26 protein-coding genes are annotated in these 25,851 nt (G+C 67.4%); 11 read left to right on the top strand and 15 right to left on the bottom strand.

Features of this window, described 5'->3' with window-relative positions; all coding sequences use genetic code 11:
* The first annotated feature begins 49 nt into the window (after positions 1–49).
* Positions 50–994 (top strand): LysR family transcriptional regulator, encoded by a 945-nt coding sequence (locus AB4851_RS17520; RefSeq protein ID WP_414450842.1) that lies wholly within the window; start codon positions 50–52, stop codon positions 992–994.
* A gap of 12 nt (positions 995–1,006) precedes the next feature.
* Here the strand turns inward: AB4851_RS17520 and AB4851_RS17515 are convergent, their stop codons facing one another.
* Positions 1,007–1,798 (bottom strand): AraC family transcriptional regulator, encoded by a 792-nt coding sequence (locus AB4851_RS17515; RefSeq protein WP_414450841.1) that lies wholly within the window; start codon positions 1,796–1,798, stop codon positions 1,007–1,009.
* Between the two features lie 91 nt (positions 1,799–1,889).
* Here AB4851_RS17515 and AB4851_RS17510 point away from each other — a divergent pair, with 91 nt between their 5' ends.
* A complete protein-coding gene (locus AB4851_RS17510; RefSeq protein WP_414450840.1) occupies positions 1,890–2,858 on the top strand; it encodes a DMT family transporter in 969 nt (322 codons plus the stop codon).
* A 17-nt stretch (positions 2,859–2,875) separates the two neighbouring features.
* Here AB4851_RS17510 and AB4851_RS17505 read toward each other — a convergent pair whose 3' ends face one another.
* Positions 2,876–3,355: a DMT family transporter gene (locus AB4851_RS17505; RefSeq protein WP_414450839.1), complete on the bottom strand. Its 480-nt coding sequence runs from the start codon at positions 3,353–3,355 to the stop codon at positions 2,876–2,878.
* A complete protein-coding gene (locus AB4851_RS17500; protein WP_414443282.1) occupies positions 3,352–3,792 on the bottom strand; it encodes a DMT family transporter in 441 nt (146 codons plus the stop codon). The genes AB4851_RS17505 and AB4851_RS17500 overlap by 4 nt, the downstream gene beginning before the upstream one ends.
* Positions 3,793–3,951: 159 nt before the next feature.
* On the opposite strand from AB4851_RS17500, the gene AB4851_RS17495 reads away from it, so the two are divergent.
* Positions 3,952–4,845 (top strand): LysR substrate-binding domain-containing protein, encoded by an 894-nt coding sequence (locus AB4851_RS17495; protein ID WP_414450838.1) that lies wholly within the window; start codon positions 3,952–3,954, stop codon positions 4,843–4,845.
* Between the two features lie 8 nt (positions 4,846–4,853).
* Here AB4851_RS17495 and AB4851_RS17490 read toward each other — a convergent pair whose 3' ends face one another.
* Positions 4,854–5,531 (bottom strand): TetR/AcrR family transcriptional regulator, encoded by a 678-nt coding sequence (locus AB4851_RS17490; protein WP_414450837.1) that lies wholly within the window; start codon positions 5,529–5,531, stop codon positions 4,854–4,856.
* A gap of 112 nt (positions 5,532–5,643) precedes the next feature.
* On the opposite strand from AB4851_RS17490, the gene AB4851_RS17485 reads away from it, so the two are divergent.
* Positions 5,644–6,936: an NAD(P)/FAD-dependent oxidoreductase gene (locus tag AB4851_RS17485; RefSeq protein WP_414450836.1), complete on the top strand. Its 1,293-nt coding sequence runs from the start codon at positions 5,644–5,646 to the stop codon at positions 6,934–6,936.
* A gap of 134 nt (positions 6,937–7,070) precedes the next feature.
* Positions 7,071–8,207 carry an alpha/beta fold hydrolase gene (locus tag AB4851_RS17480; RefSeq protein ID WP_414450835.1) on the top strand — a complete coding sequence of 379 codons (1,137 nt, stop codon included), beginning with the start codon at positions 7,071–7,073 and terminating at the stop codon, positions 8,205–8,207.
* Positions 8,208–8,426: 219 nt separating this feature from the next.
* Here AB4851_RS17480 and AB4851_RS17475 read toward each other — a convergent pair whose 3' ends face one another.
* The 3 genes from AB4851_RS17475 to AB4851_RS17465 all read right to left on the bottom strand — a co-directional run bounded on the left by AB4851_RS17475 (position 8,427) and on the right by AB4851_RS17465 (position 12,024).
* On the bottom strand, positions 8,427–9,332 hold the full coding sequence (locus AB4851_RS17475; RefSeq protein WP_414450834.1) for a proline dehydrogenase family protein: 906 nt from the start codon (positions 9,330–9,332) through the stop codon (positions 8,427–8,429).
* A gap of 282 nt (positions 9,333–9,614) precedes the next feature.
* Positions 9,615–11,153, bottom strand: coding sequence for an amino acid permease (locus AB4851_RS17470; protein ID WP_414450833.1), 1,539 nt, complete (start codon positions 11,151–11,153; stop codon positions 9,615–9,617).
* Between the two features lie 70 nt (positions 11,154–11,223).
* On the bottom strand, positions 11,224–12,024 hold the full coding sequence (locus AB4851_RS17465; protein ID WP_414443289.1) for an SDR family NAD(P)-dependent oxidoreductase: 801 nt from the start codon (positions 12,022–12,024) through the stop codon (positions 11,224–11,226).
* Between the two features lie 200 nt (positions 12,025–12,224).
* Between AB4851_RS17465 and AB4851_RS17460 the strand changes: the two genes are divergently transcribed.
* The 4 genes from AB4851_RS17460 to AB4851_RS17445 all read left to right on the top strand — a co-directional run bounded on the left by AB4851_RS17460 (position 12,225) and on the right by AB4851_RS17445 (position 15,329).
* Positions 12,225–13,211, top strand: coding sequence for a helix-turn-helix domain-containing protein (locus AB4851_RS17460; protein WP_414450832.1), 987 nt, complete (start codon positions 12,225–12,227; stop codon positions 13,209–13,211).
* A 126-nt stretch (positions 13,212–13,337) separates the two neighbouring features.
* Positions 13,338–13,799: an N-acetyltransferase family protein gene (locus tag AB4851_RS17455; RefSeq protein ID WP_414450831.1), complete on the top strand. Its 462-nt coding sequence runs from the start codon at positions 13,338–13,340 to the stop codon at positions 13,797–13,799.
* Between the two features lie 198 nt (positions 13,800–13,997).
* Positions 13,998–14,546 (top strand): hypothetical protein, encoded by a 549-nt coding sequence (locus AB4851_RS17450; RefSeq protein WP_414450830.1) that lies wholly within the window; start codon positions 13,998–14,000, stop codon positions 14,544–14,546.
* 120 nt (positions 14,547–14,666) lie between these two features.
* Positions 14,667–15,329 (top strand): GntR family transcriptional regulator, encoded by a 663-nt coding sequence (locus AB4851_RS17445; RefSeq protein WP_414443295.1) that lies wholly within the window; start codon positions 14,667–14,669, stop codon positions 15,327–15,329.
* 82 nt (positions 15,330–15,411) lie between these two features.
* Here AB4851_RS17445 and AB4851_RS17440 read toward each other — a convergent pair whose 3' ends face one another.
* From AB4851_RS17440 to argG, 8 genes are all read right to left on the bottom strand, one after another.
* Positions 15,412–16,725: an MFS transporter gene (locus tag AB4851_RS17440; RefSeq protein WP_414450829.1), complete on the bottom strand. Its 1,314-nt coding sequence runs from the start codon at positions 16,723–16,725 to the stop codon at positions 15,412–15,414.
* A 93-nt stretch (positions 16,726–16,818) separates the two neighbouring features.
* On the bottom strand, positions 16,819–17,661 hold the full coding sequence (locus tag AB4851_RS17435) for a class II aldolase/adducin family protein (RefSeq protein ID WP_414443297.1): 843 nt from the start codon (positions 17,659–17,661) through the stop codon (positions 16,819–16,821).
* 147 nt (positions 17,662–17,808) lie between these two features.
* Positions 17,809–18,846 (bottom strand): PDR/VanB family oxidoreductase, encoded by a 1,038-nt coding sequence (locus tag AB4851_RS17430; protein ID WP_414450828.1) that lies wholly within the window; start codon positions 18,844–18,846, stop codon positions 17,809–17,811.
* Between the two features lie 73 nt (positions 18,847–18,919).
* Positions 18,920–20,464 carry a Rieske 2Fe-2S domain-containing protein gene (locus AB4851_RS17425; protein WP_414443299.1) on the bottom strand — a complete coding sequence of 515 codons (1,545 nt, stop codon included), beginning with the start codon at positions 20,462–20,464 and terminating at the stop codon, positions 18,920–18,922.
* Positions 20,465–20,829: 365 nt separating this feature from the next.
* Complete coding sequence (locus tag AB4851_RS17420; protein WP_414443300.1) at positions 20,830–21,201, bottom strand: DUF779 domain-containing protein; 372 nt, start codon at positions 21,199–21,201, stop codon at positions 20,830–20,832.
* 106 nt (positions 21,202–21,307) lie between these two features.
* Positions 21,308–21,757 carry a MarR family winged helix-turn-helix transcriptional regulator gene (locus AB4851_RS17415; protein WP_414450827.1) on the bottom strand — a complete coding sequence of 150 codons (450 nt, stop codon included), beginning with the start codon at positions 21,755–21,757 and terminating at the stop codon, positions 21,308–21,310.
* Positions 21,758–22,013: 256 nt separating this feature from the next.
* Complete coding sequence (locus AB4851_RS17410) at positions 22,014–22,565, bottom strand: hypothetical protein (RefSeq protein ID WP_414450826.1); 552 nt, start codon at positions 22,563–22,565, stop codon at positions 22,014–22,016.
* Between the two features lie 179 nt (positions 22,566–22,744).
* On the bottom strand, positions 22,745–24,097 hold the full coding sequence (gene argG / locus AB4851_RS17405) for an argininosuccinate synthase (RefSeq protein ID WP_414450825.1): 1,353 nt from the start codon (positions 24,095–24,097) through the stop codon (positions 22,745–22,747).
* A gap of 337 nt (positions 24,098–24,434) precedes the next feature.
* On the opposite strand from argG, the gene AB4851_RS17400 reads away from it, so the two are divergent.
* Positions 24,435–24,809 carry a hypothetical protein gene (locus tag AB4851_RS17400; RefSeq protein WP_414443304.1) on the top strand — a complete coding sequence of 125 codons (375 nt, stop codon included), beginning with the start codon at positions 24,435–24,437 and terminating at the stop codon, positions 24,807–24,809.
* A 116-nt stretch (positions 24,810–24,925) separates the two neighbouring features.
* Complete coding sequence (locus AB4851_RS17395; RefSeq protein ID WP_414443305.1) at positions 24,926–25,849, top strand: LysR family transcriptional regulator; 924 nt, start codon at positions 24,926–24,928, stop codon at positions 25,847–25,849.
* The last annotated feature ends 2 nt before the right edge of the window (positions 25,850–25,851 follow it).

Below are 25,851 nucleotides of genomic sequence, written 5' to 3'. Positions count from 1 at the left end.
GAATCGCGCCGCATCCGTGTGGAATGCCAACCCAAAAGGAAGCCGAGGCGTGGACAAATTCTCCAACATGTCGATGTTCGTGAAGGTGGTCGAAATGGGCAGCTTCACGGCGGTCGCAAACCATCTGGACACCACCGTCGGCAACATCTCGCGCGCCGTGACAGTGCTGGAAGAAGGGCTCAACACGCGCCTGCTGCAACGCTCGACGCGCCGCCTCTCGGTGACCGACGCGGGCCGCCGCTTCTACGAGCGCAGCGTGGCGATCCTGGCGGACATCGCGCACGCCGAGGCCGAGGCGCAGGACGCGCTGACCGACCCGCGCGGCCTGCTGCGCGTGCATGCCGTGCCGGGCCTCGGGCGCGGGCTGGTCGCGCGCGCCGTGCTGGCCTATCGCGAGGCCCACCCCGAGGTATCGGTCGACCTGTTGCTGTCGCAACGTTTTCCGAACCTGCTCGAAGAACAGCTCGACGTGGCGATCGTGATCGCGCGCACGCTGCCCGATTCGGCCTACGTCAGCCAGCGCATCGGCGCGAGCCATTGCATCCTCGCGGCGTCCCCGGCCTATCTGGCCGCGCACCCGGCGCCCGAACGGCCCGAGGATCTCGTCGATCACGCGTGTGTGCTGCTGTCGACGGTGGATTACGCGGCGGACGAGTGGCAGCTGGAAGGCCCGGATCGCCAGGCGACGTTCCGCCCGGCCGGGCCGCACTTCGGCGTCAACGACATGGACGCGATGGCCGCCGTGTTGCGCGACGGCGCGGGCATCGGCGTGATCGCGGCGTTCTCCGCCATCGAGGACCTGCGCCGCGGCACGCTGGTGCGCGTGCTGCCGGAATACCGCACGTCGCAGCGCGGCGTGTTCGCGGTTTATCCGTCGCGGCAATTCGTCGATGCGAAGATCAAGCGCTTTATCGACGTGCTGAAAACGCAGGTCGGCGAGCCGCTCAACCAATACGCGCGGGAGTTGGGCATCGCGCCCGACGAGAAGGCTTGAGTCCGGCGGGACTTAGCCGACGAACCGTTTCGGGCTGGCCCCGGTCAGCCGCCGGAACATCGCGATGAACGCCGACGACGACGCATACCCCAGGTCCAACGCCACCGATTCCACGCTCTGCCCCTGCCCGAGCAAGGGCAGCGCGGTCACGAGCCGCAGCCGTTGCCGCCACTCCGTCAGCGACATGCCGAGTTCGCTCTGGCAGCGGCGCATCAGCGTGCGCTCGGTCAGGTTCACGCGCGCCGCCAGTTCGGCCAGCGTGCGGTTGTCGGCCGGATCGTCCCGCAGCCAGCCGAGCACGGCGCTCAGTTCGGCGTCGTCGGTGCGCGGCACGAAGCTGCCGGTGGTCCGGCACATCAGCAACTGATCGACCAGCACGCGCAACAGCCGCGCGCGGCTCGGCGAATGGCCGCCGGCGTGCGTGTCGTCGCGCAGGTGCTCCAGGATCGAACGCAGCAGCGGCGTCACCATCACGGCGCACGCGCTGTCGGGCATGCCCCGGCACAGGTCGCGGCGGATATACACCGAGCAGTGCACGGCCTCGTGATGGTTGAAGCCGGTGTGCCCGGTTTCGGGCGCGATCCACAGGCCCAGATGCGGCGGCGTCAGGAAATGCTGCGCGCCGACCGTGACCTCGGCGATGCCGCTGAACGAATAGACGAATTCGCCCCACGGATGGCACAGCTCCGGATACCGGCCATGCGCCGGCATGTGCTCGGTGCGGAAGAACACCGGCACCGGCATGGTGTCGGTGAACGGGGGCACGCGCACGTGCGCGGCCGGATGCGGGATACCGCGTTTCATGCTCTGGCGTTCTCGCACGATTGAATGTCAGTTTTGCACTATATCGCACGAAACGGGTTCGCCAATACTGTCAGCCTCACACTTCGGAATCATGGCCATGAGGAAAGCGGTCGACACCCGCGCCACGCTGATGATGATCGCACTCTGCCTGATCTGGAGCTTTCAGCAGGTGGCGATCAAGCTGACGGCCGCCGATGCCGCGCCGATCCTCCAGGTCGCGCTGCGCTCGGGCGCGGCGGCGGTGCTGGTGTGGCTCTACGGGCGCTTCGTCGCGCGCGAGCCCTGGCTGCGCGGGCGGATGCTGCCGGCCGCGCTCGCGGTCGGCGTGCTGTTCGCCGCCGAATTCCTGCTGGTGGCGCAGGGGCTCGCGCGCACCAGCGCCTCGCATGTCGTGGTGTTCCTCTACACCGCGCCGATGTTCGCCGCGCTGGGCCTGCATCTGCGGCTGCCCGACGAGCGCCTGAGCCGGCTGCAATGGAGCGGCCTGGCGCTGGCGTTTCTCGGCATCGCGCTGGCGTTCCTGGCGCCGAGCCTGTTCGACGGCGGCCACCACGGCATGACGTCATGGATACTCGGCGACCTGTTCGCGCTGGGCGGCGGCGTGGCGTGGGGGCTGACTACCGTGGCGGTGCGCATCAGCCGCATGAGCGAGGCGCCGGCCACGCAAACGCTGTTTTATCAGTTGTCCGGTGCATTTTTGATTCTGCTGCCGGCCGCCTGGCTGTTCGGCGAGATGCACTTCCACGGCACCTCGGCGCTCTGGGCGAGCCTCGCGTTCCAGACGCTGTTCGTCTGCTTCGCGAGCTTCCTGATCTGGTTCGCGATGCTGCGCCGCTATCTGGCCGCGCGCCTCGGCGTGCTGTCGTTCATGACGCCGATCTTCGGCGTGGCGTGGGGCGTGCTGCTGCTCGACGAGCGCCCGAGCGCGGCGTTCATCGCCGGTGCGGTGCTGGTGATGGCCGGGCTCGTGATCGTCAATGGCGAGGCATGGATCGCACCGTGGCTCGCGCGGCTCATGCGATCCGGCGCGAACCGCTCGCGCGGCGCACGCCAATTGTGAGCGGCGCGCGCGACGAATCACGCGCTCGACTTCTCCTTGGCGACCTCCACTTCGGTCGCGTTGCTGGTGTAAATGAAGTAAAGCGCGATCGCCAGGCACACCGCCGCGAGGCAGCGCGACGTGGAGAACGGGATCGCGTGGTTGCCCATCCAGCCGAAGTTGTCGATCAGGATCGACATCAGCAACTGCCCGAGAATCACCGCGACGGTTGCCACGGCCGTGCCGATGCGCCCCACCGCGAACGCCATCGTCAGCACGTAGATCAGCCCGAGGAACGAGCCGAGCAATTGCCACTTGGGCACGTCGAACAGCGTCAGCGCGTGCTTCGGCTCGAACAGCACCACCAGGATCGCGCAGAACACGGTGCCGACCAGGAACGTCAGGAACGTGGTGCGGATCGCGCCCTGCTCGGCCGCCAGCCGGCCGTTGACCGCCACCTGCGCGCTGAGCAGCGCGCCGCCGATCACGGCCAGCACCACCATCAGGATCACGATCATGATTGACCTCCCGCGATCAGCACCAGCGCGGCGACGACGAACAGCAGCGCGATGCACTTGCGCGCATTGACGCGCCGCCGCGGCGCGCCGAGCCAGCCGTAGTGATCGATCAGCAGGCTCTTGCCGACCTGCCCGGCCAGGATGCCGGTCATGGTCATGGCGATGCCGATCACCGGCGTGACGATGGTCAGGACAACGACATAGCCCGGCCCGAGGATGCCGCCGGTCAGTTGCCAGCCCGGCGCGCGCAGGAACGGCGCCGGGTTGCGCGGCCCCCAGAACAGCATCATCAGGTACATCAGCGCGGCTTCCACGCCGAACAGGCACAGGCTGGCCCAGTAATGCCCGACCTCCCGGCCGAGCGGCCCGAGCAGGGCGGCCTCCACCGAGAGGCCCATGCCGGCCACGATCACCAGCAGGATGGAAACGAGTTTCATGTGGTCACATCGAACGTCGACCGGCGCCGCACGGCCGGCCCGCGGCGCCGGATGAATGAAGCGAACCGGCCGACCTGAAGCGTATCGCCGCGCCGGCTGAAAAAAAACCGGCTAGAGTTCCGAAGATATCGGACAAACCTTCTCAAATCGGGGCGGCGCATGGATTCGCTGACGAGCATCGGCTTTTTCGTTCAGGTCGCGGACACCCGCAGCTTTTCGGAGGCGGCCCGCCTGCTCGGCGTGTCGCCGTCGGCGGTCGGCAAGAGCGTGAGCCGCCTCGAGGCGCAACTGGGCGTGCGCCTGTTCCATCGCAGCACCCGCAGCGTCACGCTGACGGCCGAAGGCGCGCTGTTCCTGGAGCGCAGCCGGCGCATTCTGTCGGAGGTGGAAGCCGCGCAACTGGAACTCTCCAAAACGCGCCGTGCGCCGCAGGGCCGGTTGCGCATCAGCGTGCCGCTGGTCAGCAGCCTCGTCATGCCGATGCTGAACCGCTTCATGAAGCGCTACCCCGAGATCGAACTCGATGTCGATTTCTCGAACCGGCTGGTCGACATCATCGACGAAGGCTTCGACGCCGTGATTCGCACCGGCGAGCCGGCCGATTCGCGTTTGATGTCCAAGCCGATCGGCGCGTTCCGGCTGCTGCTGGTGGCCGCGCCGTCCTATCTGGCGGAACGCGGCGCGCCGCGCACGCCGCGCGACCTGTTGCAGCACGCGTGCCTGCATCACCGCCTGCCGAGCACCGGGCGCCGCGAGGCCTGGCCGGTCGACTGGCAGGATGCCGACCTGGAGGCGCAGCTACCGGCGGCGATGACGTCGAACACGATCGAGCCGCTGTACGACGCAGCCCACGCCGGGCGCGGCATCGCGTGCCTGCCCGATTTCATAGTGCGCGAGGCGCTGAGGAAAAAGGCGCTGACGGCCGTGCTCGAACCGTATGTCGTGCATCACGGCACGTTCCGCGTGCTCTGGCCGTCGAGCAAGCATCTCGCACCGAAGCTGCGCGTGTTCATCGATTTCGTCGGCAAGGAGTTGTTCAAGACGAAGGCCTGAACGCGCGCTCACGCGCCAAGCAGGTTCATCGCCGTGGCCAGCACCGCCTGTTGATAGCGCTCGCGCTGCTTCGGCAACGGCGTGAAGGCGGTCAGCAAGTGTTCGTAGGACACCGTGGTGCTGATCGCGTTGACCAGCATGAAGAAGCTGAGGTCGGCGTCCGCCACCGCGATGTCGCCGGCGCGCGCGGCGTCGGCCAGCAGCGGCACCAGCGCGTCGCGGCAGGGCCGCACCAGCTTGTCGATCAGGACATCCAGACGATCGCCCTGCGCCGTGGCGGCCGTCGAGAAGAACATGCCCAGATCGGGCTCGGCGAATACCTCCCGCACCAGCAGCGCGATCGCCTGCTCCAGCCGCTGCCGCGCCGTCAGCGGCGTGCCGTCGAGTGCGCGAAGCGCCGCGACGAATGCTTCAGTGTGCTCGGCAATATGCTCGACCACCGCCAGCCACAGCGCCTCCTTCGCGCCGAAGTGATGGGCGATCAGCGCCGCATCCACACCGCATTCGCGCGAGATCTCCCGCACGCTGGTGGCGTCGAAACCGCGCCGGGCGAACGTGCCGCGCGCCGCGCGCAGGATCGCCTCGCGCCCCACCGACGCGCGCGCCACCGGCCGGCCGCGTGCGCGTTTGTTGTTTTCCGCGGCCGCTTCGTGCGCCGCGCTATCCACGTCCTTCACTGCCTTCATCCTTCGTTTGTTTCGAAATTCACAATATATTTAAGCGCCGCGAAAGTTTGACGCAGCCGATACGCATCGATAGGATTCGCATAATTCATCAACTGTTGAATTAAATCAATCCGTGAAGACATCCAAGCGCGTTGTGATTGTAGGAGGGGGGATCGCCGGCATCCTGCTGGCGACCAAGCTGGGCCAGCAGGCGCGCGGCGGCGATACGCTCGACGTCACGCTGCTCGACAGGAGTCCGACACATATCTGGAAGCCCATGCTGCACACCATTGCGGCCGGCACGCGCGACGTGAACCAGCAGCAAGTGAGCTTCATCGCGCATGCGGCCTCGCATGGCTATACCTATCAGCCCGGCGAAATGCGCGGCCTGGATCGCGAACGCCGGTGCATCGAGGTGGCCGAGCTGCTCGGGCCGAACGGCGAATGCGTGCTGCCGGCGCGCAGTATCGGCTACGACGTGCTGGTGCTGGCCTTGGGGAGTCATGCGAACGATTTCGGCACGCCCGGCGTGGCCGAGCACGCCCACTTCATCGACAGCCAGCAGCAGGCCAGCGGCTTCAACGAGATCCTGCGCGCGCGCCTGTTCAAGAGCATCGCGCGCGACGAAGCGTTCCGCATGGCGATCGTCGGGGCCGGCGCGACCGGCGTCGAGCTGTCCGCCGAGATGAGCCGGCTGCTCGAAATCGCGTCCGGCTATGGCGATCCGACCGTGCGCGACCGGCTCGAACTCACGCTGATCGAAAGCGGCCCGCGCGTGCTGGCCGCGTTCCCGCCCGCCATCTCGGATCAAACCGAAGCCGTGCTCACGAAGATGGGCTTTCGCGTGATGACCGCCACCCGCGTCACGGGCGCGACCGAAGCGGGTTATCAGCACGGCGACGACGGCTTCGTGCCGGCCGACCTGATGGTGTGGGCCGCCGGCGTCAAGGGGCCCGATTTCATGGCCGGCTTGGCGGGCCTCGACACCACGCGCTCGAACCAGGTGATCGTCGGCCCGACGCTGCAATCGCGTGTCGACGAAACCATCTTCGCGCTGGGCGATTGCGCGAGCCTGCAACTCGACGGCGAAGAACGCCCGCTGCCGCCCACCGCGCAGGTCGCCACGCAGCAGGCCGAGCACCTGGCCGCCGTGCTGCCCGGCTGGTTCGCGGGCGGCACGCTGCCGCCGTTCGCCTACCGCAACTTCGGCTCGCTGGTGTCGCTGGCCAATTACGATGCGTTCGGCACGCTTGGCCAGTTCGGCCTGTTCAAGGGCGGCAACATTCGTGGGCGCCTCGCGCAATTGAGCCACGTGATGCTGTACCGGCGTCATCAGCAGGCGCTGCACGGGTTCGGCAGGGCGTCGCTGCTGTGGGCGGCCGAGCGCATGAACGGGCTGGCACAACCGAAGATCCGGCTCGCCTGAGCGGTGCCATTTTCCTGTTTCGCTTGAAGGTCAATTCACCCGCCGGCCCATAGCGGGGGAAACGGTCGCGCGGCAACAATCGGGATTCCTGTGCTTTGTGCTTCACTGTGCGCTTCACGCTCCCGGATGCCCCGATGACGATCTTCCCTCGCCTGCTCACCCGTGCCGTTCGTTCACCGCGTTTCGCGCGGCGGCTGCCGCGGGCCGCGCTGCTGTTGTCGGCAGCGCCGCTGCTGTCCGCTGGCCTCGTGATGTCGGCTCAAGCCGCCGAACCGGCCACCACCGCCGCACCTCACGCCGCCAGCGCGGCCAAGGCCGACGACGGCCCCGTCTACGGCGCGCAACTCGAAGGCTTCGATTACCCGTATCCGGTCTCGCATTTCAGTTTCCATTCGCAGCGCCAGGAATTGCAGATGGCCTACATGGACGTGCCGCCCGCCGCCGGCAAGGCCAACGGCCGCACCGCCGTGCTGCTGCACGGCAAGAACTACTGCGCGGCGACCTGGGGGCCGACCATCAAGGCACTCAGCGACGCCGGCTACCGCGTGATCGCGCCCGACCAGATCGGCTTCTGCAAATCGAGCAAGCCGGACAGCTATCAGTTCTCGTTCCAGCAACTCGCGCTGAACACCCATGCGCTGCTGCAATCGCTCGGCATCGAGCAAGCCACGGTGATCGGCCACTCGACGGGCGGCATGCTGGCGATCCGCTACGCGCTGACCTACCGCGACGCCACGCAGCAGCTCGTGCTGGTCGATCCGATCGGCCTGGAAGACTGGCGCGCGAAGGGCGTGCCGCCCGTCTCGGTCGATCAGTGGTACGAACGGGAATTGCACACGAGCGCGGAGCGCATCCGCAACTACGAGCGCACCACCTACTTCGCCGGGCAATGGCGCGAGGCCTACGAGCCGTCGGTGCAGATGCTGGCCGGCATGTATCGCGGCCCCGACCGCGCGCGCGTGGCGTGGAATTCGGCGCTACTGTACGACATGATCCTGACGCAGCCGGTGGTCTACGAACTGCCGCAACTGCAGACGCCGACACTGCTGATCGTCGGCGACAAGGACAACACGGCAATCGGCAAGGAGTACGCACCGGCCAAGATCCGCCCGACGCTCGGCAACTATCCGGTGCTGGCCAAGCAGGCGGCCGCGGTGATCCCGCACGTGCGTCTCGTGGAATTCCCCGATGCGGGGCATGCACCGCAGATGCAGGACCCGGCGCAGTTCCATGCCGTGCTGCTGAAGGGCCTGGCGGAGCCGGCGCAATGAAGTGTTTCGGGGTCCCGATCGATGCCTTTGCGCTGGCCGTGGCACTTGCGCAGCAGAACGAAGCCGGTTCCGTAACGTGACCGCGCGCCCCGTTGCGGCGCCGACGGCATTCGCGCAGGCGACGGCCATCGCGGCGTTGGCCGGATGCGCCGCCGCCGCGCCGATCGCGGGCGGCGGCACATTCATCCGGAGCGGGCGGTCACATGCGAGCGCCCGTGCTTACCGGAACAACGCCGCCACCACGTAGCCCGCAATACGCGGGTTCTCCTTGATCCGACGCACGCTGTAGCCGTACCAGTCGATCCCGTACGGCACGTAGACGCGCACCCGGAAGCCGCGCTCGCGCAGCCGGTCGCGCAACGGCTCGCACACGCCCAGCAGCATCTGGAATTCGAAGCGCGAGGCGTCGATGCGCTCGCGCTCGATCCAGGCCACCAATCGCTCGATCAGTTGCACGTCGTGCGTGGCGATGCCGACGAACGCGCCCGCCTCGATCGCCGCCACCACATGCTCGAAGAACGGCCCGTTGATCGCGCGGCGATCATGCGCGGCCCCTTCGACCAGGTGCGACGCCGCCTCGGCATAGATGCCCTTGCAGATCCGCATCCGGCTGCGGCGCGCGGTGAGCGCCGGCAGATCGTCGCGCGTGCGCCGCAGATACGCCTGCACCGCGATGCCGACCGGATGGCCCGCCGCTTCGAGCGACGCGAACAGGTCGAGCGTGCGCTGCGTGCAGCTCACGTCCTCCATGTCGATACAGGCTTGCAGGCCGTTCCGGGCGGCCGCGTGCAGGACGCGCTCGACGCGCGCCACGCAGCCGGGCGCGTCGAGCAGCAGGCCCAGCGCGGTCAGCTTGATCGACAGTTCGGCGTGCAAACCGTCCGCGCCGAGCGCCGCGATCAGGTCGAGATAGTCGCGCGTCATCGCATCGGCCTGAGCCGCGGTGGAAGCGGTTTCGCCGAGCACGTCAATGGTGGTGTCGAAGCCGGCCGCATCGAGCGCGCGGATGCGCGGAACGGCGTCATGCAAGGTATCGCCCGCGATGTAGCGGCGGGAAATCTTGCGGATCAACCAATGAGGAACGAACGGGATGGCGCGCACGGCCATCGTATTGAAAATACGCATGTCTGGGTCTCGTGAAAACGCATGCGCCGGAGCCCGACCATGGAAGGTCGAACCGGGGCGCGGTCACCGGACGGTGCAATACCGTCAGGCAGGACTGCCAGGCCGATGCGGTGAAGGCATCGGCGCCGGCGTCAGTGCGTTGTCGAGGGAGGCCAGGCTGCTGCGTACATGGTGGCGGTGTTCAGCTGTGCAATATAAACGGGGTGAAGCGGCGGGCAAGGCAGCGCCCGCAGGTGCCGCGATCGTATCACGCGCCGCCGCAGCGTGCCGAGCGGCCCGCGCTCATTGCTCCCCGAGCCGCTCTTCCATCCCTTCGAGCGCCAGCTCGCGCTCCTTCGACAGCCCGCCCAGCGGCGGCCCGGCGAAGCTCTTGCGCACGCCGCCCAGATACCAGACGCCGAGCAGCAGCACGAGCAGCGCCGCGATCACGTAGATCACCTTCTCGTTGGGCGGCTGGATGCCGACATAGGCCAGCACCAGCGCGCCGATCACGGCCGCCACGGCGAATGGTTTGGACAGCCAACCAAGCTGGAACGGCCCCTTCTGCGTCCAGGTGCGCCCTTCCGCGAAGATGCCGGCCGCGATCGGCATGGCGTACGAGATGAACAGGAACACCGCGCTGCCGGCGCTCAACACGCTGAACGCATCACCGTACAACGTGATCAGGATCGCGAGGATCGCCGAGACCCAGATCGCCGTGCCCGGCGTGCGGTGCAGCGCGTTGACGCGACGCAGCCACTTCGAGCCCGGCAGGCCGCCATCGCGGGCGAACGCGTACATCATCCGCGAGGTCGAGGTCACGGCGGCCAGCCCGCACACGTAGTTGATGAAGAACATCAGCAGCTCGATCACCAGCCGCAGCGGCGTGGGAATCGGCGCGAGGATCGCCTGGAAGAAGCCGGTGCCCTGCTTGACGGCGTCGGCCACGTTCGGCATGACCAGCACGAACGAGCACACCATCACGTAGCCGAAGGTGGTCGACCAGAACACCGAGCCGATGATGCCGCGCGGCACGTTGCGCGACGCGTCGCGGGTTTCTTCCGAGGTGTGCGCCGAGGCGTCGAAACCGGTGATCGTGTAGGCGGTCAGCAGCAGGCCGGACAGGAAGGCCATCGCCATCGTCTGCTTCGGCCACATGCCGCCGTCGGTGCCGGTGAAGTTGGTGAACGTGGTCAGGCGCGACAGGTCGAGCTTGACCGGCGAGTAGTAGAGCAGCGCGGCGACCAGCAGGATCGTCACGACGAAGATCAGGTATCCCGACAAATCGGTGATCAGGCTCGTGAGGCGGATGCCGCGATGGTTGAGCAGCGCCTGCGACGCGGTGATCACGGTGAGGAACAGCGTTTGCGCGCCCCAGCCGAGCGAATCGGGCGACACGCCGAACAGCGGCGCGATCAGCGTCTTGAAGAACGGATCGTAGGTGCCGTAGTTGATCGCGGCCACCACGAACACCAGGCCGAGCAGGTTCAGCCACGCGGTGAGCCAGCCCCAGGTCTTGCCGCCGAGAATCGAGCCCCAGTGATACAGGCCGCCGGCCGTCGGATACGACGAGGCGATCTGCGCCATCGCGGCCGCCACCACCATCGCGAACAGCGAGCCGAGCGGCCAGCCCAGCCCGATCGATGCGCCGCCGGCCGCCGACAGGCCCAGTTGGAACGACGTGATGCCGCCCGACAGGATGCAGATCAGCGAGAACGACACCGCGAAGTTCGAGAACGCCCCCATCCGGCGCGACAGCTCCTGCGCGTACCCCATCTGGTGCAGCAGCCTGACGTCGTCGTCAGCGGGGCCGGCCGGGGTGGCCGTGTGTTTGATGTCCATGACGAATCCTTTTCATGTACGCGAGCGACCTTGCCGCGCGCGGGATGCCCGATAGCCGATGTCGTTGCGCTCAGGCCGCCGTGAAGCAGTTGTCCACATACAGGTGCGCGCCGTTGACGAACGACGCATCGTCGCTCGCCAGGAACAGCGCGGCCTGCGCCACTTCCTCGGGCGCGCACAGCCGCCCCTGCTGCGCCGACAGCGCCGCCTCGCTCGCGTCGAACCCGTATTGCGCCAGCGCGCTGATCTCGCGCTGCCCGTGCGGCGTGTTGATGAAGCCCGGATTCACGGCATTGCAGCGAATGCCGCGGTCGCGATATTCCACGGCGATCGCCCGCGCGAACATCGCGCACGCGCCCTTGGTGGTGCAATACAGCACCTCGAGCGGCGTGGCCGCCACCGACGAGATCGACGCGGTGCACACGATCGAGCCGCGCCCCGCCTCCAGCATGTGCGGCAGCACAGCCCGCGTCATCATGAACATGCTGCGCACGTTGACGTCCATGAGCCAGTCGTAGTCCTCATCAGTCGTGTCGAGGAACGGTTTGACGACGATGCTGCCCGCGTGATTGAACAGCACGTCGATGCGCGCGAAGCGCTGCACCACGCCGGCCACGGCGGCGTCCACGGCGTCGCGCCGCGACACGTCGGCCGCGAAGAATTCCGCCACCCCGCCCTCGTCGCGAATGCGCGCCACCACCGCCTCGCCGGCCTCCACGTTGCGATCGATCACCGCCACCTGCGCGCCCTCGCGCGCGAACAGCAGCGACGCCGCGCCGCCGGCTCCGGTCGCCCCGCCCGACACGATCGCCACCTTGCCGGCCAGCCGCTCGCGCCCGGCCGGGGTGGTGCCTTGCTTGCCCATGCTCATTCGATGCCTCCCGATGTGGTGATGGCAACACGGTAGGCGCACCGAAATGGCGCGACTATCCAGAATTGGCAAAATGTCGATGGCAATCCGAAATAGTCGGCCGCACGGTGCGGGCATGGCGTGTGCGGCTGCTCGTCTATTTTGGCGGGCCTACACTGGGCCTCACGGAATGCGGCCCTCACGCGACAGCCAATTCAGAAATGGGTTTCGATCTCACCACTGCCGTTGCCACCCACACCTGCCGCAGCGTCGAGGAGCAGGCGTCGCTGCTCGACGCCTGGAACCAGAGCTATTGCCAGATCTCGCGCGGCAGCTTCGACGGCTCGATCACCTCGTTTGCCGCCGGCAGCGTGCGCATCCATGTCGAGCGCCTGAACCGCACTGTTTATCAGCGTGGCGAGGTTGCGCGCGACCGCATCGCCGTGGGCATTCCGTTCCAGCTCGAAGGGCATGCGCTGTTGTGCGGCGAGACAAGCCATCGCGACGCGCTGCATGTGTTCTCCGGCAGCAACGGTTTCGAATTCCTGTCGCCGGACCGGCACCTGGTGGTGAACCTCGAAATCACCGCCGCCGACACGCGCAGCGACAGCGTGCGCGAGCAACTGCGCGAGATCGGCGAACGGCTGGCCGGCCGCGCCGGCATCCGCAACGCCGAGCCGCTGCGGCTCGACGCATTTCGCACCACCTTGGCGCAGATGCTGTCGGCGATCCAGGACACGCCGACGCTGCTCGACGACCCGCAGGTGGCCGCCTCGCTGGAGAGCAGCGCCGTGTTCGGGCTGGCCGACGTGCTGCCCGACCCGTTCGCGCACGACGCCGCTGCCGCCACGCGCACCCACCTCACGCATCGCACCGCGCGCCACTGGCAACTGGTGCGCGCCGTGCGCGAGCTGGTGGAGGGGTCGCCCGACGGCCCGCTGACCGTGGCCGAATTGTGCGTGCGATTGCGCGCGAGCCGCCGCACGCTGCAATACGCGTTCGAGGCATCGCTCGGCGTCAATCCGTTCACGTACATGCGCGCGGTGCGGCTCGGGCATGCGCGCCGCGAATTGCAGCGCGCCGACACCGTGACCGAGGCCGCCACGCGCTGGGGCTTCTGGCATCTCGGCAACTTCTCGAACGAATACCGCGAACAGTTCGGAGAACTACCTTCCGAGACCTTGCGCCGGCATCGCGGGCACGGTTGAGGCGGTGGCCGGCGCATCGCCGACTCTCGCGTGGCTCCATGAATTCGCCACCGGCTGGTGCTCATCAAACGCGCGACGCGCTCCTATACTGGCCTGCCATCGAATGCCGCCCAGGAGCGCTTTTTCATGAACGATTCACTCGTTGTCCGCGACGCACGCCCCACCGATTTCGCAGCGTGGCTGCCGCTCTGGGATGGCTACAACGCGTTTTATGGCCGCTCGGGCGACACCGCGCTGCCGCGCGAGATCACCGACCTGACGTGGCGGCGCTTCTTCGACGGCTACGAACCGATGCGGGCGATGGTGGCGGAGCTGGATGGCGCGATCGTCGGCCTCGTGCATTTTCTCTACCACCGTCACACCACGCTGGCCGGGCCGATCTGTTATCTGCAGGACTTGTTCACGCTCGATGCGGCGCGCGGCAAGGGCGTCGGGCGCGCGCTGATCGAGGCCGTGTATCGCGAGGCGAGGCGCGACGGCGTCGAGCGCGTGTATTGGCAGACTCATGAAACCAATGCGACGGCGATGAAGCTGTACGACCAGGTGGCGAACAAGTCGGGATTTTTGGTTTATCGGCAGCAGATGTAGGCGAGCCTCAGCGAGAAGCATCGCGCCGGCGCGGGCACGTCGCATAGGCGCTGCGTGTTTCTCCCGATGTGCGCCGCGCCCCCGCCCCGATATTCTCTGGATACAGAGTTCGGCATTCGGTAGACGATTTCACCGATCCCTCAAGACAATCCACGCCGCTCTGCTCCCCCACGATTCGCCCACCGCCGAGGACGCGCGATGAAGATGCCGGATTGCCTGTTTGGCCGCTCCACGAGCACCGACCTCGACGAACCGCTGCTGCTGGGAGAAACCGGCTTCTCGTTCGCCCGTACGCAACGCCCGGCCGCGCCGCTGGCGCAGTGGGCGCACGGCGGCGTGCCCACTGCGGCGCGTGCGGCGTTGCAGGCGCAGGCCGGCTTCGCCGACCCCGAAACGCTGTCGTACGTGCCGCTGGAGCGCGATTCGCTCGGCGGCGTCGAGGCCGAATGGATTCTCGCGCGCGCCGCGGCCGGCCTGCTGTCGATCTTCGTGCGCGACGCGCGCGGCGGCGAGGCCGGCCGGATGCTCGACGACATGCGCTTCGCGGTGGCCGAGGCGCGGCGCTTCCGCGCAGCCGCCGCGCTGGTGTTCGTGCAGCAGGCGCGCGGCGGCGACCTCGCGCGCTGCCTCGACGCGGTGCGCGCCGCGTGCCAAGCGGATGCGATCATCAAGCCGGGCCGCCTGCACGCCGCGCCGGCCGGCGCGAACGACCTGCCCGCCTGGTTCTGCTGCCTTCCGGCAAACTGAAGCGGCAAGCCCGCCACGCCCCGCCGAACCGCCCGCCTGCGCTTGCGCGCAACACCCCGCCGCCGCCCCTCTTCCGTGCTGGTAAGCTAACGGTATTCTGTATCCATAGATGCCGTGACCATGCCAGCGAAACTCTTGAAAATCCAGGCGCGCACCGATTACGTCGACGAGGTCTATCGCGTGCTGCGCGACGCCATCACCGAAGGCTCGATCGCGCCGGGCACCCGTATCGTCCAGGAAGAAATCGCCGAGCAGTTGTCGGTGTCGCGCTCGCCGGTGCTGCAGGCGTTCCGCCTGCTGAAGAAGGACGGCCTCGTGGAAGACGCGCCGGGGCGCGGCCTGCAGGTCGCGCCGCTCGACGCCGAACGCATCGGCCATCTCTACGAACTGCGCGGCGCGCTCGACAGCCTCGCCGCCCGGCTCGCGGCGCGCAAGCGGGTCAAGCTCGACAAGGCGCTGATCGCCACCGGCCGCAAGCTCTCGAAGGGCGACGACATCAAGGCGATGATCGAGGCCGACATGGCCTTTCACAGCGCGATCTACGCCGCCTCGGGCAACCCGCTGATCGTCGATAACGCGCAACTGCACTGGATGCTGCTGCGCCGCGTGATGGGCGCCGTGCATCGGGTGGCCGGCCAGCGCAAGAGCGTCTGGGACGAGCACGCGGCGATCGCCGAGGCGATCGCGCAGGGCGACGAGGAACTGGCCGCGAAGCTCAGTAGCCAGCACACCGAATATGCGCGCGAGAACCTCGTGCACAACATGGCCGAAGCGGTGGCCTGAACGCCAACGCGCCGGCGGGCACGAAACCCGCCGGCGCATCGGCATCGGGAAGCGTCGAAACAACGCTTCCGCTGATTTGCCCTCAAGCCCGCATGCGACGCGAATTTACCAGCGCGGGCGGCACCAGCAGCACCAGCACCCCGCCCACCACCAGGCTCGCCGACAGCACCAGCACGCCGGCCCCGGCCGATCCCGTGGCGTTCTTGATCACGCCGATCAGCGACGGGCTGACCACGCCCGAAATGCTGCCGACCGAGTTCGCCAGCGCAAGGCCCGCGGCCGCTGCCGCGCCGCCGAGAAACGCGGGCGGCAGCACCCAGAACTGCGAGATCGTCGTCATCACGCCCATCGTGCCGATGGTCAGGCCGATCATCGCGAGCGCGGTGGAATGCGCGAACGCCACGCTCAGGCCCAGCCCGAGCGCACCCACCAGCCCCGGCACGATCAGGTGCCAGCGCCGCTCGCCGCTGCGGTCCGAGCTCTGGCTGACCAGCACCATCGCGATCGCGCCGGCCGCATACGGAATCGCCGTCAGCAGCCCGACGTTGAGCGGGTTCGACACGCCGCTCGACTTGATCAGCGTCGGCAGCCAGAAGCTCACGCCGTACAGCCCCATCGTGTAGAAAAAGTAGATGCCGCTGACCAGCAGGATCTTCGCGCTGAACAGGCCCTCGCGCACCGATTGCAGCGCGCCCTTGGGTGCTTCCTCGCGCAGCTTGCGCTCGATCGCGGCCTTCTGATCGGCATCGAGCCAGTTGGCGTCGGCCACCTTGTCGTCGAGGAAGAAGAACGCGATCGCGCCGAGCACGATGGTCGGCACGCCTTCCAGCAGGAACAGCCACTGCCAGCCCGCCATGCCGTGCGCGCCGCCGAGCTGCGTCATGAGCCAGCCCGACAGCGGCCCGCCAACCACCCCCGACATCGGAATGCCGGTCATGAACAGCGCCGTCACTTTCGAGCGGCGTGACGGCGGAAACCAGTACGTCAGGTACAGCACGATGGCCGGAAAGAAGCCGGCCTCGGCCACGCCGAGCAGGAAGCGCATGACGTAGAACTGCGTGGCCGTGTGCACGAACATCATGCCGGCCGACAGCAGCCCCCAGGTCACCATGATCCGCGCGATCCAGCGTCGCGGCCCCACGCGCAGCAGCATCAAGTTGCTTGGCACTTCGAACAACAAATAGCCGATGAAGAACACGCTGGCGCCGAAGCCGTAGATCGCTTCGTTGAAGCCGAGATCGGTCAGCATCTGGAGCTTCGCGAACGCGACGTTGATGCGGTCCAGGTACGCGGCGAGATAGCAGAGGAACAGGAACGGCACGAGCCGGACGGTCGCTTTCGCGAACGCCGACGACTCGCCGCCTTCCATATACGCGGCAGGGCTGGGGGAACTCATGGTTGTCTCCTGAGGGGCCTGGCAAATGCCGGCCGGGCGGGCGCCATCTTGGGAGCGTCTCCGCCGGCCGGTGTGGGGGTCGACCGGCGCGAATCAGTCGAACATGTCCGGCTGCGTCGCGACCAGGTCGTTCCAGAGCGTCTGGAAGTGGAGCCAGCCGATGTATTCGCTGCCCACGTGTTCGCGGCTGTAGCGTGCGCTCTCGGGCTTCACTTCCCTCGGCACCACGCCGGTCGCCTCGATCATCAGTTGCTGGCGGCAGCAGCGTTCGAGCGCGATGAACCAGAACGCGGCGGCATCGATGCTGTGGCGGCTCGCCGTCAGCAGGCCGTGGTTCTGGTGGATCGCGGCTTTCACGCCGGCGAACGCGTTGGCGACCTTGTTGCCGCCCTTCACTTCCACCGCCACCTTGCCCGCTTCCTCGCCGATCACGACGTGGTCTTCGAAGAACGCGGCGGCGTCCTGCGAGATCGGCGCGAGCGGCTTGCCGAGCGCGGCGAACGCGGTGCCGTACACGGTGTGCGCATGACACATCGCGACGATGTCCTGGTGCTGCTCGTGCACGGCGGCGTGCAGCACGAAGCCCGCGCGGTTGATCGCGTATTCGCCTTCCACCACGCGGCCGGTGTGGTCGGCGCAGATCAGGTTCGACACCTTCACCTGCGCGAAATGCACGGCCATCGGGTTGGTCCAGTACAGGCCCGGATGTTCGGGATCCCGAATCGTCAGGTGGCCGGCGAAGCCGTAATCAAAGCCGTGCTGCGCGAACGCGCGGCAGGCGGCGACGAGCCGCTCCTTCAAGTGCTGGCGATGCGCCGCGTGCGATTCGAACGTCGGCAGTTCGGGAAAGATCAACCCTTCCTGATCGGGTTGGTAGATCGACACCTTTCCCGGCTTGACGATCGATTCGGCCGGGCGTTCGGCGACTGTGGACATGAGATTGCCTCCTTCGACATAGTGGGGTGACGAGATGCGGCGCGGCCTCCCACTGCCTGCCCTGCGCCGCCGATACCGTTGTCGTCTGTCGCGCGACTTGCGTTGACAAACGAACGCTGTTCATACAAACATGAACCACATTCATACTCAAAGATCGAGCACGAGCCGCTTGCCGGCCGGCAGCGACACACAGGCGGTCAGGTGATCGCGGCGCTCGTCCTCGTCGAGGATGGTGTCGTTGTGCTGCACCTCGCCTTCGAGGTAGCGCAGCTTGCAGGTCGCGCACAGGCCCGCGCAGCACGAGGTCGGCACCGCGATGCCCACCGCGCCGAGCGCATCCACCAGGCTCTCGCCCGCCTTCAGCATCACCACCTGCCCGGTGCTCGCGATCGTCACCTCGCATTCGCCAGCCGCCGAATCGCCACCGCCCGCCTCGGCCTTCGGCCGTTCCGGCGCCTTGAAATGCTCGAAGTGCACGGTGCCGGCCGGCCAGTGCGCGGCAGCTTCGGCGCAGGCCGCCATGAAGCCGGCCGGGCCGCAGTAATACACGTGCGTGCCGGGCATGTGGCGCTTCAGCAGTTGCTTCACGTCGAAGCGCAGGTGGTCCAGCCCTTCGTCGTAGTGATCGTGCAGCTTGCCGGCGCGGCGCATCGCGTCGAGTTCGGGGCCGAATGCGGCGGCCTCGGCGTTGCGCGCGCAGTAGTGCATGTCGTACGCGATGCCGCGCGCGTCCAGTTCGTGCGCCATCGCCTTGATCGGCGTGACGCCGATGCCGCCCGCGATCAGCACGACGCGCGCGGCGTCGCGCGCCAGCGCGAAGTGATTGCGCGGCCGGCTGATCGTCACGATGTCGCCGGCGCGCAGTTGCTCGTGCACGGCGCGCGAGCCGCCGCGGCCGTTCTCGTCCTTCAGCACGGCGATCACGTAGCGGTGCCGTTCGCCCGGCGCATTACTGAGCGAATACTGGCGAATCACGCCCTGCTTCAGATGGACATCGATATGCGCACCGGCCTCGAACGGCGGCAGCGGCGCGCCGCCCGGGCTAACCAGTTCGTAGGAATTGATACCGCGCCCTTCGTAGCGCACCTGCCTGACCCTCACGTCGAGGGTGTCGGCGGCCGCGTCGCGCGCGGACTCGGCCGCCTCCTGCGCGGGGGCCAATGCGGCTTCCAGTTCGGTTTCCATGCGGTGTTTCCTTGTGCTTGGCAGGCGGCGCGCTCGCGCGCGGCGAGCGCGCCGCCGGTAAGGCGCCGGCGTGTCAGCGCTTCAGCGATTGCTCGAGATCGTCGAAGCGGCCCCGCACGAACTCGGCGCGCTCGGCGCCCTTCATCGGTTCGCTCTGCGTCAGGATCTCGACCACCGACTTCAGCACCTTGCGCCGGCGCGCCACTTCTTCTTCGACCGTTTCGCCCTCGGCAATCTCGAACACGTTGCCCGAGCAATAGCTGTTCGGCGCGCCGGCCAGCTCGCGGAACCATTCGGTGAAGCCCTGCGCCGACGACGGCGGATTGGTGCCGCGCACCGCGTCGCGCAGCATCTTGCGGAACTGGTAGAGGCCCGCGTCGAAGCGGGTCGGATGTTCGAGCGCATGCACGGCAATCGGGCGCTGGCTGATGATCGCCTCGTAGTCGCCCGGCGCGTACTGCGCCTGCTTGTAGTGCGCGCGCTCGCGGTGGTTCGGCGGGATCGGCGGCAGCTCGTCGAGCTTGTACTGGCCGAAGCGCTCGGGGCGGCGCATCGCCACCTGGCCTTCGAGAAAGTCGATCGACTCGTAGCCCACCAGCGCCTTGTTGCCCACGCCGCGCGTGTCGATGCCCGGCCCCATCACGCGCCAGCCGATCATCTTGCTGTTCTCGTCGTCCACCGGCACCGTCCAGCGGATGATGTGGAAGCGGCTGAACAGCTTCTTCTGCGAGCCGTCCTCGGACGTGTAGGCGTGCAGGCTCAGGTTCGGCAGCACCTGATGCTGCACGCGCACGAACAGGCGATCCTTGTCGACGCGGCGCGCGCCCGCGCAGGCGAGGCTGCGGCCACCCTGCACCGGCACGAAGTTCATGTCGGGCGCCACTTCCATCGAGGCCGCACCGACCTCGTCGAACGTGGTGCCCTGGAAGTGCCCATCCACCACGCTCTTGCCCGCGTGCAGCGCGGCCGTGTGGTAGTTGTCGGCCGCGTTGTCCTGCACCTGCAGCCAGTTGCAATGCTGGAAGTTGCTGTACGGCACCAGCTCGTCGCCGTCCATCACCGTGAAGTCGCCTTCCCATTCGGGGAACGGCGGCTCGTCCTCGGGCGGCCCCATGTAGGCGAACACCAGGCCGTTGCGCTCGACCGCCTTGTAGGCGCCCTGGCGGATCGAGCAGGCGAACTTCTCGGCCTCCTTCTCCTCCCCCTTCGGGAACGGCACGTGCAGGCAGGCGCCGTCCACGTCGAACACCATGCCGTGATAGCAGCACATGATGCCGTGCTCCTGGATCGAGCCGTATTCGAGCGATGCGCCGCGGTGCACGCAGTGCGCGTGCAGCACGCCCACCGCGCCGCTCTTGTCGCGGAACGCCACCAGTTCCTCGTTGAGGATCTTCAGGAAGCGCGGCGTATCGGTCAGTTCGAGCGACATGCACACCGGGTGCCAGAAGCGCCGCATGAATTCGCCGGTCGGCGTGCCCGGCCCGGTTTCCGTCAGCTCGGGATCGTGATCGGGAATCTTGTTCGTGTAGTAGCCGCCGTAGGGAATCAGTTTCCTGGCAACCGGCGCGGCTCCGCCCGCGGTGCGCGGCTCTTCCAGTTTGTCCGATTTGACGCTCATGACTTGCTTCCTCCAGTGATTGATGGGGATCGTGCCGCTCGAATTCTTTTGAACTCTGAACTCTGTATACAGAGCGTAGTGTTCTGAATCCGGAATGTCTGTATGGGTTAACACCGAGATCGCGTTTGGCGTGCGCGCGCCGACCGTGGTGAATGGCGGCGGCGGAGCGCTGGTGCGGGAGGGTGCAAGGCGCGGCAACGCGACGGCGCTGCGGCGCGGAACAACGTGGAGGAAGGGAGAGAAAGCGGGGAAGGATGAAACGGCGGCGACGGCGGCTCGGGGTCGTCACGCGGGCACCGCCCGCCCCTGCCGCCGAGGGTGACGCCCGGGCGCTGGGCTGCTCGGGCCGCCGGACGGCCGCGATGCTAGCGCACCGCGTCGAGCCGGCTCAGTTCGTCTTCGGTGAACAGCCGCGAGCGCGTCAGGAAGCGCAGGCCGCTGGTGCCTTCGAGCGAGAACATGCCGCCGATGCCGGGCGTCACGTCGATGATCAGTTGCGTGTGCTGCCACGACGCGTACTGCGAGTCGCTCATGTAGAACGCCATGCCCTCGATCTCGCCGAGGCGCACATCACCGCCGCCGACGATCAGTTCGCCTTCCTGAAGACACATCGGCGCGCTGCCGTCGCAGCAGCCGCCCGACTGGTGGAACATCAACTGGCCGTGCTTGCGGCTCAGTTCCTGGATCAACTGGCGCGCGGCGTCGGTGGCGACGACGCGCGGTGGCGAATCGGACATGGTGTCTCCTCCCGGCGCGGTGCGCCAACGGTGGCGAGCGCCGGCATGCCGGCCGCCGCCCATCCGTCCGATATTAGGCAGCGCCGCCGCGCTTCGACAGGCCGGGTTAACCCGCCGGGTTGGCGTCGGCGTCCGGCCGAGGTTGATGAAGCGCTTCGAGCGCCAGCACGAGTTGCTTGCTGGCCGTGCCCTGCAGGTATTGCTGCACGTCGCCCTCCACGTGCGCCTGCGCCGCCTGCCAGTGCGGCTCCGCGTCGCGCAGTTTGGCCGTGCCGCTTTCGCTCAGGCGCGCGACCTTGAAGCGCGCATCGCCCTCGGAAAACACGGTCACCCAGCCCGACTGGATCAGCACCTTCATGTTGCGCGAGATGGTGGTCTTGTCGAGCATCGTGATGGTGGCGATCTCGGTGAAGGTGGCCGATTCGAGCCGCGCGAGCACGCGCAGCAGCGCGAATTGCGTGGCCTTCAGGCCGGTGGGGCGCAGCACCTGATCGTAGATGCCGGTCAGCGCGTTGGCCGCGCGCCTGAACTGGATGCAGTAGCAATCGGGAAGCATGGATCGACACGTCGACGCCACCGTGGGCGCCGTCGACGGACAAGGGTGAAGTTACGCCGACGTTACACGCGACGTCGGGCAACGTCAAAACGATTTGACATTCGACTCGCACGCTACGACGTGCCGCAGCGCTGCCTCGGGGCCGCATCGCGGTGTTGAAGCCGGACTCCGAACCGTTGCAGCGCCACGGGCTCGCTCCAAGGCACCGGCGGCACGCGGCGGCACGAGAAACCCGAAGCGCCCCGGCCTCCACCCCTTACAGCATCTCTGCCAGCACCGCCGGGTCGCCGGTCTGAATCCGCAGCCGCCGCGCCTGACGCGGCATCACGACATACATCGCACCGAGCCACCCCACGCACAGCATGACGAGCTGCAGCAGCAGCATCGCGCCCGGCGAGGCCGCCACCACATGCTTGAACGGATACGCGAGCAGGTTGCCGGCGAGCGATACGACGATGCCCCAGCCCCAGGTGGTCAGCCCGAGCATCACCGCCTGCCGGAAGCTGTAGCGCTCCGGCACCGTGAGCCCATGCTTGGCGAATGCGCGGCGCGTCATGTAACCGACGATCGGCAGACTCAGCACCACGACCGCCGCCACCAGCCCGAATATCACCAGCATGGCCAGGCCGAACGCGCCGTTCTCCCCGAGCTTCGGCACCATGCCATGCCGGGCCGTCAGGTAGAACACCAACAGGAGCACGATCGCGCCGAGCCAGATCGGCAAGGTCGCCAGCGTGATGCGCCAGAAGTACGACCACCACACGGCAAGTCGCTGGAAGAAGGACAACGGGGGATGCAGGGTGAACATCGCGGCCTCGATTGGATTGTGATTGGAGTCGGACAGCTTGATGCAACGCGCCGCGCGCACCCGCGACGCCGCGTAAAAAAGCGGCGCACACCCCGTGCCGCAACCTCACGCGAACCGGCCCGGCGGCGCGTCTCTCACGCGCGCCGCCGGGCCGGGGTACTGCATACCGCCAGCCGCGCTTACTCGCCGGCCTTCTTGTCCTGCACGTCCTGCTTGATCTGCGGCAGCGCCGACGTCTCGCCCGGCGTCAGCAGCCCGACTTGCGCGTACACGCGCAGCTTGTCGCGCGTATCGGTGATGTCGAGGTTGCGCATCGTCAGTTGGCCGATACGGTCGCGCGGCGAGAACGTCGAGGCGACCTTCTCCATCGACAGGCGCTCCGGCGCGTAGGTCAGGTTCGGCGAACGCGTGCTGAGGATCGAGTAGTCGTTGCCGCGACGCAGTTCGATGCGCACTTCGCCCGTGATGGCGCGCGCCACCCAGCGTTGCGCCGTTTCGCGCAGCATGATGGCCTGCGGATCGAACCAGCGGCCTTGATACAGCAGGCGGCCGAGGCGGCGGCCGCTTTCGCGGTACTGCTCGATGGTGTCTTCGTTGTGGATGCCGGTGACGAGGCGCTCGTAGGCGATGTACAGCAGCGCGAGGCCCGGGGCTTCGTAGATGCCGCGGCTCTTCGCCTCGATGATGCGGTTCTCGATCTGGTCGCTCATGCCGAGGCCGTGGCGGCCGCCGATGCGGTTCGCTTCGAGCAGCAGTTCGACCTGGTCGGTGAATTCCACGCCGTTCAGCGCGACCGGGCGGCCTTCCTCGAAACGCACCGTCACTTCCTCGGCGGCGATCTTCACGTCGTCGCGCCAGAACGCCACGCCCATGATCGGGTTGACGATCTTGATGCCCGAATCGAGGCTTTCGAGATCCTTCGCTTCGTGCGTCGCGCCGAGCAGGTTCGAATCGGTCGAGTAGGCCTTCTCGGCCGACATCTTGTAGCCAAAGCCGGCCTTCGTCATGAATTCCGACATTTCGGCACGGCCGCCCAGTTCGTCGATGAACTGCTGGTCGAGCCACGGCTTGTAGATCTTCAGATCGGGGTTGACGAGCAGGCCGTAGCGGTAGAACCGCTCGATGTCGTTGCCCTTGTACGTGCTGCCGTCGCCCCAGATGTTGACGCCGTCTTCCTTCATGGCGGCCACCAGCATGGTGCCGGTCACGGCGCGGCCGATCGGGGTGGTATTGAAATACGTGACGCCGGCCGTGGAGATGTGGAAGGCGCCCGATTGCAGCGCGGCGATCCCTTCGGCCACGAGTTGCGCGCGGCAATCGATCAGGCGGGCGTTTTCGGCGCCGTATTCGCGGGCACGCTGCGGAATCGAATCGTAGTCCTCTTCGTCCGGCTGGCCGAGGTTCGCGGTGTATGCGTACGGCACGGCGCCCTTGATGCGCATCCAGTGCAGCGCCGCGCTGGTGTCGAGGCCGCCGGAGAACGCAATACCGACCTTCTGGCCAGTCGGGAGATTTTCAAGAATCGTGGTCATGACGGAAAACCGTTAAATCGTGATCGAAAGGGAATGCGCGTAACCCGTAAGTATCGGCGGTGCCTGATTATGAGGCAAGTTTTGTCGCGGCCCGGGGAAACCGTTCGAAACCGGGGCAAATCGGCCGAAATCGCACGAAATCGGCCCCGCCCGCGCATTTTTCACCGGATTTTCGCCAATTTCCGCACCGCCGGCCGCTCATGCGCCGATCGGCGCCGCGCGCCGGGCCGCCCGTTCTCCTTAAACAAAGTTTCATCCGGCGATACGGTTGTTTCAGAAATGGAGCCAGGACGCGGTCCGATAATCGCTGCATCGTGACCTGGACAGGGAGCCGGAAATGACGCGTCCGATGAGCATCGAACTGATCAACGAGTACGGCAAGAGCGCCGTGCTGGTGTCGATCGACAAAGCCTCGGTGATCCTCGATCCGGCCGACGTGGACGCCGTGATCCAGTACCTGAGCCTGCTGCGCGCCTCGATGCAGCCGCCGGTGCCGGAAGCGCCGCTGCGCTCCGAGCAGTACGTGGTCGAGATGGACCCGTGCTGGTACACCGAGCAGCACGCGCTGTATGGCGGCGCGGTGCTGTTCCTGCGCCACACGGGCCTGGGCTGGAGCGGTTTCGCGCTGCCGCCGTTGAGCCTGGAGCGCCTGCACGAATCGCTCGGCCGCCATCTGGAAGATGCGCGAGAGGCCACCAGCCTGCCCAACTGAGCCGGCCCGCGGCCCTCACCCCGCCGCGATTCTGAAAAAAGCTTCATGTTCCGGGCGCGGTGTTGTTAACGCGCCCCACCGATCATGAACGCACCGCAAATGTTGCCCGTACAACCATGAACCAGCTCCAGGCGATGCGCGTCTTTACGCGTGTAGTGGATCTCGAAAGCTTCAACCTCGCCGCGCGTCAGCTCGGCATGTCGGCCGCGGCCGTCACGCGCAGCGTCGGCATGCTGGAGGCGCACCTGAACATGCGCCTGCTGAACCGCACCACGCGCAGCCTGTCGCTGACCGAGGCCGGCCGCGAATATCTCGACGGCTGCCGCGTAATCATCGAAAAGCTCGACGAGGTCGAATCGAACCTCGTGCGCGCCACCCGCGACCCGCGCGGCACGCTGCGCGTGGCCGCGTCGATGAGCTTCGCGGCCGGCGGCCTGGGCGAGCTGCTGGCCGGCTACCGGCTGCAACACCCGCGCGTCGGCTTCGACGTGACCACCTTCGACACCCACATCGACATGGTCGAGGGCGGCTACGACGTCTGCTTCTCCGACGACCGCCGGCTGGTCAGCGCCACGCTGGTGTCGCGCTCGCTGACCACGGTGCGCGAGGTGCTGGTGGCCTCGCCCGAATACCTGGCGCGCCACGGCACGCCGGCCGACCCGGCCGCGCTGAACAACCACAGCCTGCTGACGGTGTCCGACGGCGCCGCGCGCACCTGGGAGTTCGCCGATCACGACGGCGTGTGCCGCGTCTACACCGGCCAGGCGCTGGCCTCCAGCGGCAGCGCGATGGTGCGCGTGGCGGCGCTGAGCCACATGGGCATCGCGCTGCTGCCCGAGCCGCTCGTCACACCCGATATCGAACGCGGCGAGCTGGTCACGCTGCTCGACCACTACGCGGCCAACGGCGGCCCGCGCAACATCTCGATTCTTTATCCGGGCCGGAATTATCTGTCCATGAAGGTGCGCAGCTTCATCGATTTCTCGGTGGGCCGCTATCGCGGCGCGGACCGCACCGCCCCCTTGCGCGCCGTCGCCTGACG

This window comes from Burkholderia sp. 22PA0099, assembly GCF_047497165.1.
GTDB lineage: Bacteria > Pseudomonadota > Gammaproteobacteria > Burkholderiales > Burkholderiaceae > Burkholderia.
Note: the sequence above shows the minus strand (reverse complement) of the source record. Positions and strands in the feature narration are given on the sequence as shown.